Annotated in this window: 13 protein-coding genes; 6 read left to right on the top strand and 7 right to left on the bottom strand. The window is 65.3% G+C overall.

The window, feature by feature from the left end; translation table 11 throughout:
* Window positions 1-61: 61 nt before the first annotated feature.
* Window positions 62-763 (top strand): NAD-dependent deacylase, encoded by a 702-nt coding sequence (locus FHS69_RS11475; protein ID WP_166777802.1) that lies wholly within the window; start codon window positions 62-64, stop codon window positions 761-763.
* On the opposite strand, the gene FHS69_RS11470 is transcribed toward FHS69_RS11475, so the two are convergent.
* The 4 genes from FHS69_RS11470 to rpsT all read right to left on the bottom strand — a co-directional run bounded on the left by FHS69_RS11470 (window position 752) and on the right by rpsT (window position 4,237).
* Complete coding sequence (locus FHS69_RS11470) at window positions 752-1,525, bottom strand: HesA/MoeB/ThiF family protein (RefSeq protein ID WP_166777801.1); 774 nt, start codon at window positions 1,523-1,525, stop codon at window positions 752-754. The two genes, FHS69_RS11475 and FHS69_RS11470, sit on opposite strands and share 12 nt — an antisense overlap.
* On the bottom strand, window positions 1,522-1,956 hold the full coding sequence (locus FHS69_RS11465) for a DUF983 domain-containing protein (protein WP_166777800.1): 435 nt from the start codon (window positions 1,954-1,956) through the stop codon (window positions 1,522-1,524). The genes FHS69_RS11470 and FHS69_RS11465 overlap by 4 nt, the downstream gene beginning before the upstream one ends.
* 111 nt (window positions 1,957-2,067) lie before the next feature.
* A complete protein-coding gene (gene dnaA / locus FHS69_RS11460; protein ID WP_067468907.1) occupies window positions 2,068-3,528 on the bottom strand; it encodes a chromosomal replication initiator protein DnaA in 1,461 nt (486 codons plus the stop codon).
* Between the two features lie 448 nt (window positions 3,529-3,976).
* Entirely contained in the window at window positions 3,977-4,237 is a 261-nt protein-coding gene (rpsT, locus tag FHS69_RS11455) for a 30S ribosomal protein S20 (protein WP_067468665.1), read from the bottom strand.
* Between the two features lie 183 nt (window positions 4,238-4,420).
* On the opposite strand from rpsT, the gene msrB reads away from it, so the two are divergent.
* Both msrB and FHS69_RS11445 read left to right on the top strand, forming a co-directional pair.
* A complete protein-coding gene (msrB, locus tag FHS69_RS11450; RefSeq protein ID WP_208380330.1) occupies window positions 4,421-4,837 on the top strand; it encodes a peptide-methionine (R)-S-oxide reductase MsrB in 417 nt (138 codons plus the stop codon).
* A 102-nt stretch (window positions 4,838-4,939) separates the two neighbouring features.
* A complete protein-coding gene (locus FHS69_RS11445) occupies window positions 4,940-7,123 on the top strand; it encodes a transglycosylase domain-containing protein (RefSeq protein ID WP_166777799.1) in 2,184 nt (727 codons plus the stop codon).
* A gap of 86 nt (window positions 7,124-7,209) precedes the next feature.
* On the opposite strand, the gene FHS69_RS11440 is transcribed toward FHS69_RS11445, so the two are convergent.
* The 3 genes from FHS69_RS11440 to hflK form a co-directional block, all read right to left on the bottom strand.
* Window positions 7,210-8,742 carry a Do family serine endopeptidase gene (locus tag FHS69_RS11440; RefSeq protein WP_166777939.1) on the bottom strand — a complete coding sequence of 511 codons (1,533 nt, stop codon included), beginning with the start codon at window positions 8,740-8,742 and terminating at the stop codon, window positions 7,210-7,212.
* A gap of 152 nt (window positions 8,743-8,894) precedes the next feature.
* On the bottom strand, window positions 8,895-9,728 hold the full coding sequence (hflC, locus tag FHS69_RS11435) for a protease modulator HflC (protein WP_166777798.1): 834 nt from the start codon (window positions 9,726-9,728) through the stop codon (window positions 8,895-8,897).
* 1 nt (window position 9,729) lies between these two features.
* On the bottom strand, window positions 9,730-10,851 hold the full coding sequence (gene hflK / locus FHS69_RS11430; RefSeq protein ID WP_067505422.1) for a protease modulator HflK: 1,122 nt from the start codon (window positions 10,849-10,851) through the stop codon (window positions 9,730-9,732).
* 118 nt (window positions 10,852-10,969) lie between these two features.
* On the opposite strand from hflK, the gene FHS69_RS11425 reads away from it, so the two are divergent.
* Genes FHS69_RS11425 through hemH form a run of 3 tightly spaced genes read left to right on the top strand, consistent with a single transcriptional unit; the run spans window position 10,970 to window position 15,233 of the window.
* Window positions 10,970-11,932, top strand: coding sequence for an Mrp/NBP35 family ATP-binding protein (locus tag FHS69_RS11425; protein ID WP_130587210.1), 963 nt, complete (start codon window positions 10,970-10,972; stop codon window positions 11,930-11,932).
* On the top strand, window positions 11,911-14,208 hold the full coding sequence (locus FHS69_RS11420) for a xanthine dehydrogenase family protein molybdopterin-binding subunit (protein WP_166777797.1): 2,298 nt from the start codon (window positions 11,911-11,913) through the stop codon (window positions 14,206-14,208). The genes FHS69_RS11425 and FHS69_RS11420 overlap by 22 nt, the downstream gene beginning before the upstream one ends.
* On the top strand, window positions 14,205-15,233 hold the full coding sequence (hemH, locus tag FHS69_RS11415) for a ferrochelatase (protein WP_166777796.1): 1,029 nt from the start codon (window positions 14,205-14,207) through the stop codon (window positions 15,231-15,233). Before FHS69_RS11420 ends, hemH begins: the two co-directional genes overlap by 4 nt.
* Window positions 15,234-15,255 lie beyond the last annotated feature (22 nt).

The following is a 15,255-nucleotide window of genomic DNA, read 5'->3' as shown; positions in this document are numbered from 1 at the left end:
TTCGCCCCCGGCGGTGGGGCCGCTCTTTGACTTGCCCTACCGCATCGCTACTTGAGGGCAAATGAGAGAGATGCGCAACATCGTGATCCTGACCGGGGCGGGGATTTCCGCCGAAAGCGGCATCGATACCTTCCGCGATGCGGGCGGGTTGTGGGAACAGCACCGGGTGGAGGACGTCGCCACGCCCGAAGGGTTCGCGCGTGATCCCGATCTCGTGCTGCGCTTCTACGACATGCGCCGCGAGGCGATCCAGACCAAGCAACCCAATCCGGCGCATGAGGCGCTGGCGCGTCTCGATCGCGATTGGGGTGGCGAGTTGCTGATTGTCACGCAGAACGTCGATGATCTGCACGAGCGCGCCGGGGCGGGGCGGGTGCTGCACATGCACGGCACGCATCTCAATGCCTGGTGCACCGCTTGCGATGCACGGACTCCGTGGACGGGCCCGATGATCGATCGCCCCTCCTGCCCCGAATGCGGTGCACGCAGCCTGCGTCCCGATGTCGTGTGGTTCGGCGAAATGCCTTACGAGATGGATCGAATCCACTCCGCGCTGCGCCAGGCGGATATGTTCGTCTCGATCGGTACGTCTGGCGCGGTCTATCCCGCGGCGGGGTTCGTGCAGGAAGCGCGGGCGATGCGGGTGCGCACGCTCGAACTAAACCTCGAAGCCAGCCAGGGTTCGCGCTGGTTCCACGAGACGCGGCAGGGGCCGGCATCGCAGCTCGTGCCGCAATGGGTGGACGAGGTTCTAGGCGGCTAAGCCGCACCCGCTGCAGGCGGGATCCTTGGCGATGGTGAAGCTGCGCAACGCCGGTTTCAGCCCGTCGAGAAGGTGCACGCGGCCCCAGTCGCTTTCGCCCAGCGTGCTGGCCCCGTCGAGCAGGATGCGTACTGCCTGCAGCGCGGCGAAGCTGGCGGCCCAGCCCGCCATCGCGCCCAGCATCCCGTCCTCCGCGCAGGTATCGCAGTCTTCCGCGTCGAACGCATCGCCGACGAAACAGCGGTAGCAGGCCTCGCCCGGCAAATGCCCGGCAAAGGCGCCGACCTGCCCCTGGAACCGGCCGACGGCGGCCGAGAGCAGCGGCACGCGTTCAGCCACGCAGGCGTCGGATACCGCGAGCCTCGTGGCGAAATTGTCGGTTCCGTCGAGAATGAGGTCGGCGTCGATCACCAACTCATGTGCATTGTCGCGGGTGATCCGGCGATCACTGATCGTGACGTCCAGCGCGGGATCGAAGCCGGTCACCCAGCGCTTGGCGATCACTGCCTTGCCATGACCGACATCGCGCGTGTTGAACAACGTCTGGCGTTGCAGGTTGGACAGCTCGACCTTGTCATCATCGACCAGCGTCAGGCGTCCGATCCCCGCGGCGGCGAGATATTGCAGCGCGGGCGAACCGATCCCGCCAAGCCCCACCAGCACCAGATGCTTGCCGGCAAGCGCGACCTGCCCCGCGCCGCCGATCTCGGGCAGGACGATATGGCGCGCGAAGCGATCGAGCCGTTCGGCGTCGAGGCTCATGCCGCGTCCTCGTCGCTTTCGGGATGCCGTTCGCGCCTGAAGCCATGCATGCCATGCCACCATTGCAATGCGATAACGCCGCCCTTGGCGGGCTGCAGCGTGGCAAGCATGAAGACCACCGCGAGCGGCAGCGTGATCGCGAGGATCGCAAAGGTCGACAGCGCGAAGTCGCTTCCCAGCATGATCAGGATGGGCGCGAGCAGATGCCCGGTGACGAAGATCGAGACATAGGCGGGGAAATCGTCCGCCCGCTGGCCCGAAATGTCGAGCGCGCAGGCGGGGCAATTGTCGTGCGGCTTGAGCCATTTGCGGAACAGCGGGGCGTCGCCGCAGCGTGGGCAGCGGCACCGCACACCGCGCAGGAGCGCCGCACCGAACGACCGGGGCAGTGCGACATCGGCGCGCAGCGCCTTGGGTGCTTCAAGCGACATGCGCGCTCTTTGACGCCTCGCATCGCGGCTGTCGACAGCCCTGTTCACAAGGCTGTCGATCACGGGTGGATAGCCTGGGGAAGGGGGCGCTGGCGGCCCCCGCGTCCTCGGTCAGCTCTCGAGCTGACGCAGCAGGCTGCGCACGTCGCCATCCATGTCGGCATCGCGCTGGCGCAGGTCCTCGATCAGCCGCACCGCGTGGATAACGGTCGAATGATCGCGCCCGCCGAACTTGCGCCCGATCTCGGGATAGCTGCGCGGGGTGAGGACCTTGGAAAGATACATCGCCACCTGCCGCGGCCGGACGACGGCGCGCGCACGGCGCTTGCTGCTCATCTCGCTGCGGTCGATGCGGTAGAACTGGCACACGGTGCGCTGGATTTCGTCGATCGTGATCCGGCGGCGGTTGGCCGACAGGATGTCGGTCAGCTGCTCTTCGGCCAGCTGCAGCGACACTTCCTGCCCGGTCAGCTGGGCATAGGCGATCAGCTTGTTCAGGCCACCGACCAATTCGCGGATGTTGCGCGTGATGGTGCGCGCGAGGAAATCGAGCACGTCCGCCGGAACCTCGAGAGGCGCGAAGCGGGTGAGCTTGGAGGTGAGGATCTTCTTGCGTAGTTCGATATCGGCCGCCTGGATATCGGCGACGAGCCCCATCGACAGGCGGCTGAGCAAGCGCGGTTCGACCCCGTCGAGTGCCTGCGGCGCGCGGTCTGCGGCGAACACCAGTCGCTTGCCTTCGGCCAGCAGCGCATCGATCGTGTAGAGCAGTTCTTCCTGCGCGCTGGCCTTGCCGATGATGAACTGAATGTCGTCCACCAACAGCAGGTCGAAACTGCGCAGGCGGGCCTTGAATTCCAGCATCTGGTTGGCCTTCAGCGCCTGGACGAATTCGACCATGAAGCGCTCGGCGCTGCAGTAGAAGATCCGGCTGCGCGGATGCGCCTGAAGGAAGCTGTGGCCGATTGCGTGCAGCAGGTGCGTCTTGCCCTGGCCGGTGGCGGCCTTGAGGTAGAGCGGGCTGAACTGCGGCTTCTCGGTCGCGCCCATGCGCTGCGCGGCATTGAAGGCGAGCACGTTCGCTTCGCCGGTGATGAAGGCGGCGAAGGTCAGGCTGGGGTCGAGCCCAACCGAGCTGGTGAAACCGGCGTCGCCAAGCGTATCGGCGCTGATCGCCATCATCGAATTGTCGGCGCCGTCATTGGCTGGGCGGCGACCGTCCGCATGCAGCCGCAGATCGGCGACCTGGCGGCGGCCGGGGTGCACCTGGATGCGAACGTCGCGCACTTCGCTGCGCGCGATCTTCCACGCGAGGCTCAGCCGATCGGCGAAGCGATCCTTCACCCAGTTCGCGCTGAACTCGGTCGGCAGGAAAAGGTCGAGTGTGCCGGTGTCGCGGTCGATCCCGCCGACCTGGATCGGTTTGATCCACTGGCTGTGCAATTGGTGACCCAGATCCTTGCGCAGGCCCTGGCTGATGTCGGCCCAGTCCGCCGCCAGGTTCACTGCGTCTTGATCTTCCATGAAATCGTCCTGTGCTTTCTTCGCGCCGATGTCCGATGTCTTACGCATATACTTGTCACCCCCGGCCAGCTTCGACGCCGCCTGCTTATTTTTACACATCGGCTAGGTTCGGGCACAGCATCGCCCATCTCCGGAATCAGATCATCCGGAGGCACCCTCGCACATCGATTATTTAAAAGCCCGGGCTGTCCCGCCCCGGGCCGAGAACCATTGTGTAGGTCGCTCGCCGGATGAGTCGCAAGGGGGATAACTGCAATTTTTATGAAATATACTTGTTGACTCGACCCTAGCCCGCAGACCCCCGTTCAAGTCGATGAAAACAAACAATTTAGACGAAAGCGCACCGGCGAATCGCGGAATTCCGGGGGTTTATGTTACAGCGTCATTGCGGACCGGTGTCATTACACAACCGGAATACGACAAAAGGGCCGCCGGTGATCCCGGCAGCCCTTTGCAATGCTTCTGACAAGCCGTCCCGTTTGGGACGGAGCCGTGATCAGAGAGCGCCGACGCGCTTGCTGAGGCGGCTCATCTTGCGCGCAGCGGTGTTCTTGTGGAGCACGCCGCGTGCCACGCCACGCGCCAGTTCGGGCTGGGCGCTCTTGAGAGCGCTCTGCGCGCCATCCTTGTCGCCGCCTTCGATCGCGACTTCCACCTTCTTAAGGAAGTTGCGGATGCGGCTCATGCGGGCACCGTTGATCTCGGCGCGCTTTTCGTTGCGACGGATGCGCTTCTTGGCTTGCGGCGTGTTGGCCATATCTGTCCTCGTCAGGCCGCACGACATGCGCGGCGGAAATCTCTGTATTGCGTGCGAAAAGGCGGCAAGGGCCGCCGGAAAGCGGCGCACTTAGCGCCGCCCCTGCGAATCGTCAAGCAAATCGTCGACCATTCGCGGAACCGCGTGCAACGGCTCCGGTTCGCCCTATATGGGAGATCAGCGATGAAAGGACAAGCCGTGCCCGACAAGCCCGAACTCAGCGAAGCCGAATGGCGCGAGAAGCTCAGCCCCGAACAATACCACGTGCTGCGCGAGGCCGGGACCGAGCGTGCTTTCACCGGTAAATACGACAAGCACTACGACGAAGGCGAATATTACTGCGCGGGCTGCGGCCAGAAGTTGTTCGAGAGCGACGCCAAATACAACAGCGGCTGCGGCTGGCCGGCCTTTACCGCGCCTGCCGAAGGCGAGGCAGTGGACGAACATCGCGATACTTCGCATGGGATGGTCCGCACCGAAGTGACCTGTTCCAATTGCGGTGGCCACCTGGGGCATGTCTTCCCCGACGGGCCGCGCGATCGCGGGGGCATGCGGTATTGCATCAATTCGGCAGCGCTCGATTTCGAACCCGAGAATTGATCGCGCGGAACAGGGGCGCGCCCGTTCACGCCCGGTTAGCTCTCGCCATGCGAGGGCGCGGCTTTTATAGGGCGGCAAGCAACAAGGGTGCCTGCATAAGCAATGGATAAACGAGGGAGCCGCCGCAAGAGTTCGGCGCGCAAGCAACGCGCCGCACGCGCAGCGGCGGACAAGCCGCAGGGCCGCCTGCAACGCTGGACCCGGCGCCTGCTGGTGTGGGGCGGCGCGATTGCGCTGCTCGGGGCATTGTTCATCGCTCTGGCGGTGGCTTTCGCCGCGCGTTCGATGCCAAGCTACTACCAGCTCAAGGCCACGCAGACCGCGCAGACCATCGTGGTGCGCGCGCGCGACGGTACCGAGATCGTCGAACTGGGCCCCAGCTTCGGCAAATGGCTGACGTCGGACGAGATCCCGCAGGTGATGAAAGACGCGATGATTTCGGTCGAGGACCGGCGTTTCCATTCGCATTTCGGGATCGACCCGGTGCGTACGGGCGGGGCGATCATCGAAGGCATCACCGGGTCGCGCGCACGCGTGGGCGGGACCTCGACCATCAGCCAGCAGCTTGCACGCAACGTCTTCCTCAACAACAACCGCTCGATCGACCGCAAGGCGCGCGAGGCGATCTTGGCGATGGCGCTCGAGTGGAAATTCTCGAAGGAGCAGATCCTCGAGCTCTATCTCAACAAGGTCTATTTCGGTGGCGGAGCCTATGGCATCGATTCGGCCAGCCGGAAATTCTTCAGCCATCCCGCGACCGAACTGTCGGTGGCCGAGGCGGCGATCATCGCGGGCCTCGTCAAGGCGCCCAGCCGCTATTCGCCCACCGCCGATGTAGATGCCGCGGTCGGCCGCGCCAGCGTGGTGCTGCGGCTGATGAAGGAGCAGGGCCGCATTTCGCCCGATGTCACGGTCGACCCGAGCGCGGTGCGGCTCAAGGAAGAGGCGAGCCAGAACTCGGTGCGTTATTTCACCGACTGGGCGCTGCCGCAGCTCGACCTGCTGTTGCCCGAGACCTTCGAACCGATCGAGGTCTGGACCACGCTCGACGTGGGCATGCAGCGCGCGGCGACCGCATCGATCAAGTCGAACACGCCCGATGGGGCGCAGGGCGCGATGGTCAGCATGGATCGCGACGGAGCCGTGCTCGCGCTGGTCGGCGGTACCGACTACGTCCAGACCAATTACAACCGCGCGACCGATGCAATGCGCCAGCCGGGTTCCTCGTGGAAGCTGTTCGTCTATCTCGCCGCGCTCGAGTCGGGCTACACGCCCGACGACCGGGTGGTCGATACGCCGGTCGATATCGACGGCTGGAGGCCGCGCAATTCGAGCGGACGCAACGTTGGGGAGATCGATCTGCGCACCGCCTTCGCCTATTCGATCAACACGGTGGCCGCGCAGCTCGGCAACGAAGTCGGCTTCGGCACCGTTGCCTCGATGGCGCGGCGTTTCGGCATCACCACCGAGATCAACACCTATCCCGCCATGGTGCTGGGCTCGAACGAGGTTCGCCTGATCGACATGACCCGCGCTTTCGCCGTCGTGTCGGCCAAGGGGAGTTCGGTCGAACCCTATGGCATCCTCAAGGTCGAAACCGCCGAGGGCGAGCTGCTCTACCAGCACGAAGCCCCTCGCCGGTCGCAACTGGTGCCCGATTACGTGGCCGCCGGGATCACGGATCTGCTGCAAACCGCGGTGGCTACGGGCACCGGACGCGCAGCGCAGATCGGCCGCCCGGTCGCAGGCAAGACGGGGACCACCAGCTCGAACAAGGACGGCTATTTCGTCGGCTTCTCCAGCGGCATCACCACCGGCGTATGGATGGGCCGCGACGACAATGCCCGCGTTGGCGGATTGCAGGGCGGGACTGCCCCGGCACGCGCCTTTGCCGCCTACATGCGCTATGCGGTCAAGGATCGCCCGGTCGAGGAGTTCGATACCGATCTGCAATTGCCCGAATGGCAATTGGAGCCGGACGACGAATACATGCTCGGCGATCCGGAGGATTACTACTTCATCGACGAGCAGGGCAATCTGATCGAGCCCGGAACCAGCGACAGTTCGCGCGGCGATCCCTTCGCCGACGATTTCGATCGGACGCTCGATCCCGACCGGCCGCGGGTTCCCGCACAGCCCGGCCAGCGCGTACCGCAGAAGACACCGCGCGGCGCGGACGGTGCCCCGCAGGCGATCGGGGACGACTTCCTCGACGAGGCGACCGGGGCGCGGCGCGAACCGCGCGCTGCGCCCACTGCACGGCCTACTCAGCCACAGCTTCAGTAATAACCGACTGATCGCGAGCAACGAAAAGGGCGGCCCCTCCGTAAGGAAGGGCCGCCCTTGTTCTGCCGGCTTGTCGTTGGCTCGCGCTAGCGCAAGCGCACCGCGACATAGGCGGCTTGCGAACCGCGTCGCTGCACGCGCAGCAGCACGGCGTCGCGGCCTTCGTTTTCGGCCGTCTCGATGATGGCTTCGAGCTGTTCCAGCGTGGTCACTTCGCGGTAATTGGCCGACAGGATGATATCGCCGCGTCGCAGGTTCTTGCGCGCTGCATCGGCATTCTGGTCGACGCCCGCGACCACCAGGCCCTGGGTGTCGCTTCCTACGCCCAGCTGACGACGGATCTGCGCGTTGAGCGGCAGGACCTGCAGGCCGAGCTTCTCCTCGATCACCGTGTTGTCGCCGGGCTCCATCGGATCTTCGTCATCGCCATCGGGGTTGAACTGCTGTTGCTGGCGCAGTTCTTCCTCGCTCGGGCGCTTGCCGACCGTGACGTTGACGCGGCGCGTTTGCCCTTCACGAACCAGCTCGACCGGGATCGTGGTGCCCGGCGCAATGTTGGCCACGAGATAGGACAGCGTCTGGTCCGGGGTGACATCGCGGCCGTTGATCTTGGTCACGACATCGCCCGCACGGATGCCGGCCTGTTCAGCCGCTTCGCCCGGCTGGACCGACTGGATGAATTCACCGCTGTTCTGGGGGATACCCAGCGAATCGGCGAGGTCGTCGGTCAACGGCGAAATCGAGACGCCGAGATAGCCGCGCTCGATCTCGACGCCATCACGCAACTGGGCGACGATGGGCGCTGCGATCTCGGCAGGAATGGCGAAACCGATGCCCACGCTGCCGCCCGAGGGCGAGAAGATCGCATTGTTGATGCCGATGACATTGCCCTGCATGTCGAACAGCGGACCGCCCGAATTGCCGCGATTGATGGCGGCATCGGTCTGGATATAGCGGTCGTACGCGCCGCCCTGGCCGGTGTTGCGATAGACCGCCGAAACGATCCCGCTGGTCACCGTGCCGCCGAGACCGAAGGGATTGCCGATCGCGACCACCCAGTCGCCCGGGCGCGCCTGCGAGGAATCGCCGAACTCGACATAGGGGAAGGCCGCGCCGCGGCTGATCTTGAGCACCGCAAGGTCGCTTTGTGGATCGGTGCCCACCAGTTCGGCATTGTATTCGGTGCCATCGGGCATGGTGACGGTGATTTCTTCGACCGTCCCGCGACCCGTCGGGCTGACCACGTGATTGTTGGTCACGACATAGCCGTCGGCAGAGATGATGAAGCCCGAACCCAGCGACTGGCCTTCGCGGTATTGCGGCTCCTGCTGCTGGCCGCCGCGGCGGTTGAACAGGCCCTCGAAAGGCGTGCCGGCAAAGGGATTGCCCGCATTGTTCGACACCTCGATCCGCTGGCGGGTCGAGATGTTGACCACGGCCGGCTGGAGCTGCGCGGTCAGATCGGCGAAACTCTCGGGAGCACCGGCGCGCGGCACGACGCGCGCCATCTGGCTGTCGTCGTTCTGCGCGACCTGCGCGCCGGCCGGATAGCCGGTCGCGAGCGAGATCGCAGCGCCACCCACAAGCAGCGCGCTCGTCACGGAATATGCATATCGCACGGGCTTCACGTCCTCTTCGTCCTCTTCTCTTCTATGCGGGCCAGGCGCGCGGCAGGAAACCTGCCTTCATGCCTGATCCGCGGTTCGGCGGGCGAATGTCGCGCCCGCCGCTGAATACCGTTTGAACAGCGTTGCCTTCGCTCGACGAACGATCAACGCCGCCCGCGGAACTGCCGCAGATATTCATTGTCCGGCGACAGAATGATGCTGCTTTCGGACGGGTTCTCGTCATTCGAGAAGGTCGCGTCGTAACTCTGCATCGCACGGTAGAAATCGTAGAACTCGGCATCCTTGCCGAACGCCTCGGCATAGATCCGCGCGGCTTCCGCATCGGCATCGGCACGGATGATGCGCGCATCGCGGCTACCCTGGGCGCGAATCGTCCGCGCTTCGCGTTCACGGTCCGATTCCATCCGCCGGAACGCCGATTGCAGCGGCGCTTCGGGCAGGTCGGTGCGCATGATCTTCACATCGACCACTTCGGCACCGTACTGGCGTGCCTGCCGGTCGAGATTGGTGCGCACATTGGCCAGCGCGCTGCCGCGTTCGGCGGTCAGCATCGCCTGGAAGGTGCGCCGGCCCAGTTCCTGACGCAGTACCGAGTTGAGGATCGGTTCCAGCGCATTGCGCACGCCGTCGGTCGAGCCCGCACGTTCCACCATGCGCACCGGATCGGTGATGCGGAAGCGCGCATAGGCGTTGACGAGCAGGCGCTGCTGGTCGGCCGACAGCACTTCCTCGTCGGTCATCTCGAGATCGAGCAGCCGCTTTTCGACGCGGTTGACGCTGTCGATGAAGGGAATGCGGAAGTAGAGCCCGGCATTGGTCGAGCCGTTGGGCGTGTTGACCACGCCAACCGGTTCACCCGTGCGGATGATGACCACCTGTTCCTCTTCCGGAACGACATAGGCGCTCATCATGAACCCGATCACCAGCACGGCAAGCGCGATGACGGAATTGCGATGGTTCTGCAGGAAATTGCTCATGTCACTGGCCCTCCGGTGCGGTCACGACGGTGGCGGGGGCACTCCTCTGCGCGCGCTGGCGGATTTCCGGCAGCGGCAGATAAGGCGTGACGTTGTTGGTTTCGACGATGGTCTTGTCGGTCTGGCTGAGCACGCGTTCCATGGTCTCGTAATAAAGACGCTGACGCGTCACCTGCGGGGCGAGGCGATACTGGGCATAGACCTTGTCGAAGGCCTCCGCTTCACCTTCGGCCTGTGCCAGCACCTGCTGCGCGTAGCCGCGTGCCTGGTTGCGCGCCGCGTCGGCATTCTGTTCGGCGACCTGCACGTCGCGGAACGCGTCGACCACCTGTGCCGGCGGGTCGGCCTTTTCGATCTCGACACCTAGCACGCGGACACCCGCCTGGTAGCCGTCGAGCGTGCGTTGCATGCGTTCGCGCACGTCCAGCTCGATCGCCGCACGGCCTTGGCCCGAGAAGGTTTCGTCGAGCTCGGTTTCCGCGACAGCTGCGCGCATTCCGGCCTCGGCCGCTTCGTTCACCGTCTCGATCGGGTCGACGACGCGGAACTTGTAATTGGCCAGATCCTTGATGTTCCAGCGCACGATATAGCTGAGATCGACGAGGTTCTGGTCGCCGGTCAGGATCAGCTTGGCCTGGTTGTCATTGCCCGGAATACGGACCGAGCGCACGCCCTCGACATCTTCGATATCGACCGTCTCGATCGGGAAGGGGAGCGAGAAGTTCAGGCCCGGTTCCATATTGCGCGTGTAATTGCCGAGCGTTTTGACGACGCCTTCCTGCTGCGGACCGACGAGGTGAACGCTCGTGGCCAGCAGGCCCACGATCACGATGCCGGCCACCGCCAGCGGGAACCAGCTCTTGCCGCCGGGGCGCTGGGGGAAGCGGAAGTTGGGGCCGCCCGGGCCACCGCCACCGCTGCGGCGCGGGCCTTCGGGGCCGCGGCTCTTGAAGATATCCTCGATATTGGGCGCGCGGCGGCCGTCTTCGCTGTTGCCACCGGGAGGTAGCCACGGATTGCGCGGGCCCTTGGGCTTGTCGCCGCCCTGCGCACCGGTCGGTTCATCACCGCCGCCGCCATCATTGCCCGAGCCACCGCCCCATGGGCTTTTCTTGCCCGCCATCGCGAGGGAAATCCTCTGTCCGAACCCGTCAAAAATTCTCATGCCAACTCTTATAGGTGCGGTTTGCGGGAAAAACAGGGGTTGCCGCGCGCTTTTCGATGCTACAGCAGCCGCGGCCATGAGTTCGACCGATCCGAAATCGCTGCTCCCCGACAGCCTCGCCGCCCGCGTCTCTGCCCTGACGATCAAGGATGGCCGAGCCATGGCGGTGGTCGATGCCGCCGGTCTGGGCGAGCGCGAGCGTAGCGACATCGAGCGCGCACTGGGGGATATCCTCGGCCAGCGCGACGACGTGCAGGAAACCCGCGTGGTGATGACTGCCGAACGCACCCAGCGCCGCATTATCGCGGTGGGCAGCGGCAAGGGCGGGGTGGGCAAGTCCACGCTGACCGCCAATCTCGCGATCGGCTTGGCCAAACGCGGCCACAAGGTCGGGCTGGTCGATGCCGACATTTACGGGCCTTCGCAGCCGGTCATCCTCGGCAATCAGGGCGAAAAACCGGTTGCGCGCGACAAGAAGCTGGTTCCGGTGGAGAGCGCGGTCGGCATTCCGGTGCTGTCGATGGGGCACCTGGTCGAACCGGGGCGTGCACTGGCATGGCGTGGCCCGATGGCGGGCAATGCGCTCACCCAACTCATCGATGCGCATTGGGGCGATGTCGACACACTGGTGGTCGATCTGCCGCCGGGTACGGGTGATGTGCAGCTCACCATGATGCAGCGCTTCAAGCCGCTGGGCGCGGTGCTGGTCTCGACCCCGCAGGATCTTGCACTGATCGATGCGGCGCGGGCCGGGCAACTGTTCGACCAGGCGGGCGTGCCGGTCATCGGCTTGGTCGAGAACATGGCGGGCTATGCCTGCCCGCATTGCGGCGAAATATCCGATCCCTTCGGGAAGGGCGGCGTCGAAACCGCGGCCGGGCGGCTCGATCTGCCGTTCCTCGGACGCATCCCCCTCGATCTCGCGATCCGGGAGGGCAGCGACCGCGGCGCGCCGCCCGCGCTCGACACCGGCGCGCTGGGTGCTCCCTTCCACGATATCGCCGCCAAGGTCGACGCATGGATTGGCGCGCACAACTAGACCGCCTTCCCGTCACGCGCCGCCAACTCTTTGTTGGCGCTGCGCTTGGTGGCGGGCTCGCCGTGGCCTGGTGGCTATGGCCGCGCAGCTATCCCAGCCCCTTGCGACCAGCGCCGGGCGAACAGGGCTTTGGCGGCTGGCTGACAATCGGCAGCGACGGGGTGGTGACCGTGGCAATTCCCCAGCTCGAAATGGGGCAGGGCGTCACCACAGTGCTCGCCCAGGTGGTGGCAATCGAACTCGGCGCCGACTGGCGGCAGGTCGCGGTCGAACCGGCGCCGCCCACCGGGCTTTACGCGAATATCTCGCTGGCGGCCAAATGGGCGCCGCTTTGGTCGAACATCCCGGCATTGGCAGACGATCCCGATAGTCTGCTCGCCGAACGGTTCGCGCGCGACAACGCTTTTTGTGTCACCGCCGATGGCACTTCGTTGGCCGCTTATGAAGCGCCGCTGCGCGAAGCCGCGGCCAGCGCCCGGTCCATGCTGGCGATGGCGGCGGCCGAGCGCTGGGGGATCGACTGGGAGGAATGCGAAGTCGCGGCCGGTCAGGTGCGACACGGCGAGCAGCGGCTCGGCTTCGGCGAACTGGCCGACGAAGCGGCAAGCTTCGAGCCGCCCGAACCTGCCCCCTTGCGCGTGGAACCTCCGGCAGAAAATCCTTCTCCCGCCGAGGCCGAACTGGCGCCCGAGTTTCCCCGGCTCGACCTGCCCTCCAAGGTCGACGGTTCATTCCTGTTCGCTGGCGACGTCCGGCTGCCGGGCATGGTCTACGCCTCGATCCGCCACGGGCCGCTGGGCAAACCCGAATTGTCGGCCTTCGATGCCGAGGCGATTGCCGGTTTGAAAGGGCTGGTTGGTGTGGTGCGATCGAAACGCTATCTCGCCGCAGTGGCCGAGAGCTGGTGGATCGCCGAGCGTTCGCTCAGCGCGATGAAACCGCGCTTCATCGGTGCCGCCACAGTGGAAAGCGCGCCGGCGTTGGAAACGCTCGATGACGCGTTCGACCAGGTCGCCCCCGAGCGTCTGCACGAACAGGGCGATCCCGATGGCCAGTTGGAGCGCGCGGACTATACGCAAACCTACAGCGTGGCCCCTGCCGTCCATGCCACGATCGAAACCGCCAGCGCGACCGCGCGGTACGATGACGGCAAGCTCGAATTGTGGATCGCGGCACAGGCGCCCGAATTGACCCGCCGCGCGGCCGCGAAAGCGATCGGCATCGCGGCGCAGGATGTGGTGCTTTATCCTACGGCTGCAGGCGGAAGTTTCGACGCCCGGCTCGAACGGCGCCATGCGATCGAGGTCGCACAGATCGCCAAGGAGATCGGGCAACCGGTGCAATTGACCTGGCCGCGCGCGCAGGAAATGCAGTCCATGCCCGTGCGCACGCCCGTCACTGCGCGGCTCGATGCGGGCTTCCTGCCGGCAAGCGGAGGCCGCATCGCTGCCTGGCGCGCCCAGCTCGCCATGCCGTCTACGATGCGTGAATTCGGCCAGCGGCTGTTCGACAACAAGACTGCGGAAGCGGCGATCGGACACGTTGCTGGCGAAGCCGATCCGCTGGCATGCGAGGGGGCGGTGCCGCCCTATGCGATCGACCATGTCGCGATCGATCATCTTCCCGTGGCCCTGCCATTCCCCACGGGCCACCTGCGCGGCAATTCGGCCGCCTACACGGCGTTCTTCACCGAGAGCTTCATCGATGAACTGGCCGAACGCGCCGGACGCGATCCATTCCTCTATCGCATGGAAATGCTGGGGCGGATGCCGCGCATGGCCGATTGCCTGCGCCGCGCGACACGACTGGCCAATTGGGATGGCGGCCGCCGCGGCACGGGTCAGGGCCTCGCCATGGCGCGGATAGGCGCGCCCGACACCGGCGGTCGGATCGCCTGTGTCGCCCAGGCGGCGCTGGGTGAAGGCGGGGTACGGGTGACACGCCTCCATGCCGCGGTCGATATCGGGCGGGTGGTCAATCACGACATCGCGCGCCAGCAAATCGAAGGCGGCCTCATTTTCGGCCTCTCTCTCGCCACCGGTTCGAGCCTGGCCTACGAAAATGGCAAGCCGGTGCCACAACGGCTGGCCGGCCTGTCGCTGCCGACATTGGCGGATTGTCCCGAAATCGTGATCGAGTTCCTCGCCAGCGATGCGCCGCCTTTCGATCCGGGCGAACTCGGCGTTGCAGTGGCGCCCCCGGCGATCGCGAATGCGCTTTACTCCGCGACCGGAGCGCGCTTTCGCCGCCTTCCCTTGCTATCGGAGGGTCTATGACCTGGCAGAACCAGCAGCTTCCCGCAGACCATCCCGCCGTGAAATCGGGTGGGGTAGGTGTCCTGATCGTCAATCTCGGAACGCCCGACGCGCCCGAGAAGGGCCCGGTCAAACGCTATCTCGCGGAATTCCTTTCCGACAGGCGCGTGGTCGAAATCCCGGCTATCGCTTGGCAGCCCATTCTGCGCGGAATCATCCTCAACACGCGTCCGAAGAAAAGCGCGCATGCCTATAGTCAGGTCTGGAGCGAGGAGGGCTCGCCGCTCGCGGTGATCACCCGCAAACAGGCCGAAGCGATGCAGGCGCGTCTGGGCGACGACGTAACGGTCGACTGGGCCATGCGCTACGGCACGCCCTCGATCCCCGAGCGGATCCAGGCGTTGATGGACGCAGGCTGCGAACGGATCCTGCTGGCGCCGCTCTACCCGCAATATTCGGCCGCCACCACGGCGACGGTTGTGGACAAGGCTGCGGACAAGCTGCGGGCAATGCGGTGGCAACCTTCGCTCCGCACACTGCCACCCTATCACGACGATCCTGCCTATATCGATGCGCTCGCAGACGACCTGTCACGCCAACTCGATGCGCTGGCTTTCGCGCCCGAGGTGCTGCTGCTTAGTTTTCATGGCATGCCGCAGCGCACGCTCGAACTGGGCGATCCGTACCACTGCCACTGCCAGAAGACTTCGCGACTTCTTCAGGAACGGCTGGCGCGCCCGGGGCTGCGCTTCCGGACCACTTTCCAGTCGCGCTTCGGGCCCGCCAAATGGCTGGGTCCGGCGACCGACGACACGTTGGAGGAAGAAGCGCAGGCGGGGACGAAAAGGCTCGCAATCGCGGCACCCGGCTTTTCCGCAGATTGCCTCGAAACGCTGGAAGAGCTCGCCATCCAGGGGCGCGAGCAGTTTACCGAAGCCGGGGGCGAGCAGTTCGCTGCGCTTTCCTGTCTCAATACGTCGCCCGCGGGGCTCACCATGCTCGAGCAATTGCTGCGTCGTGAATTGTCGGGGTGGATTCGTAGCTAGAAACTACTTACAGCAAAGTAAG

It is taken from the genome of Qipengyuania flava (assembly GCF_011762005.1).
In the GTDB taxonomy this organism is placed as follows: Bacteria; Pseudomonadota; Alphaproteobacteria; order Sphingomonadales; family Sphingomonadaceae; genus Qipengyuania; species Qipengyuania flava.
This window is presented reverse-complemented; position numbering and strand designations above follow the sequence as displayed.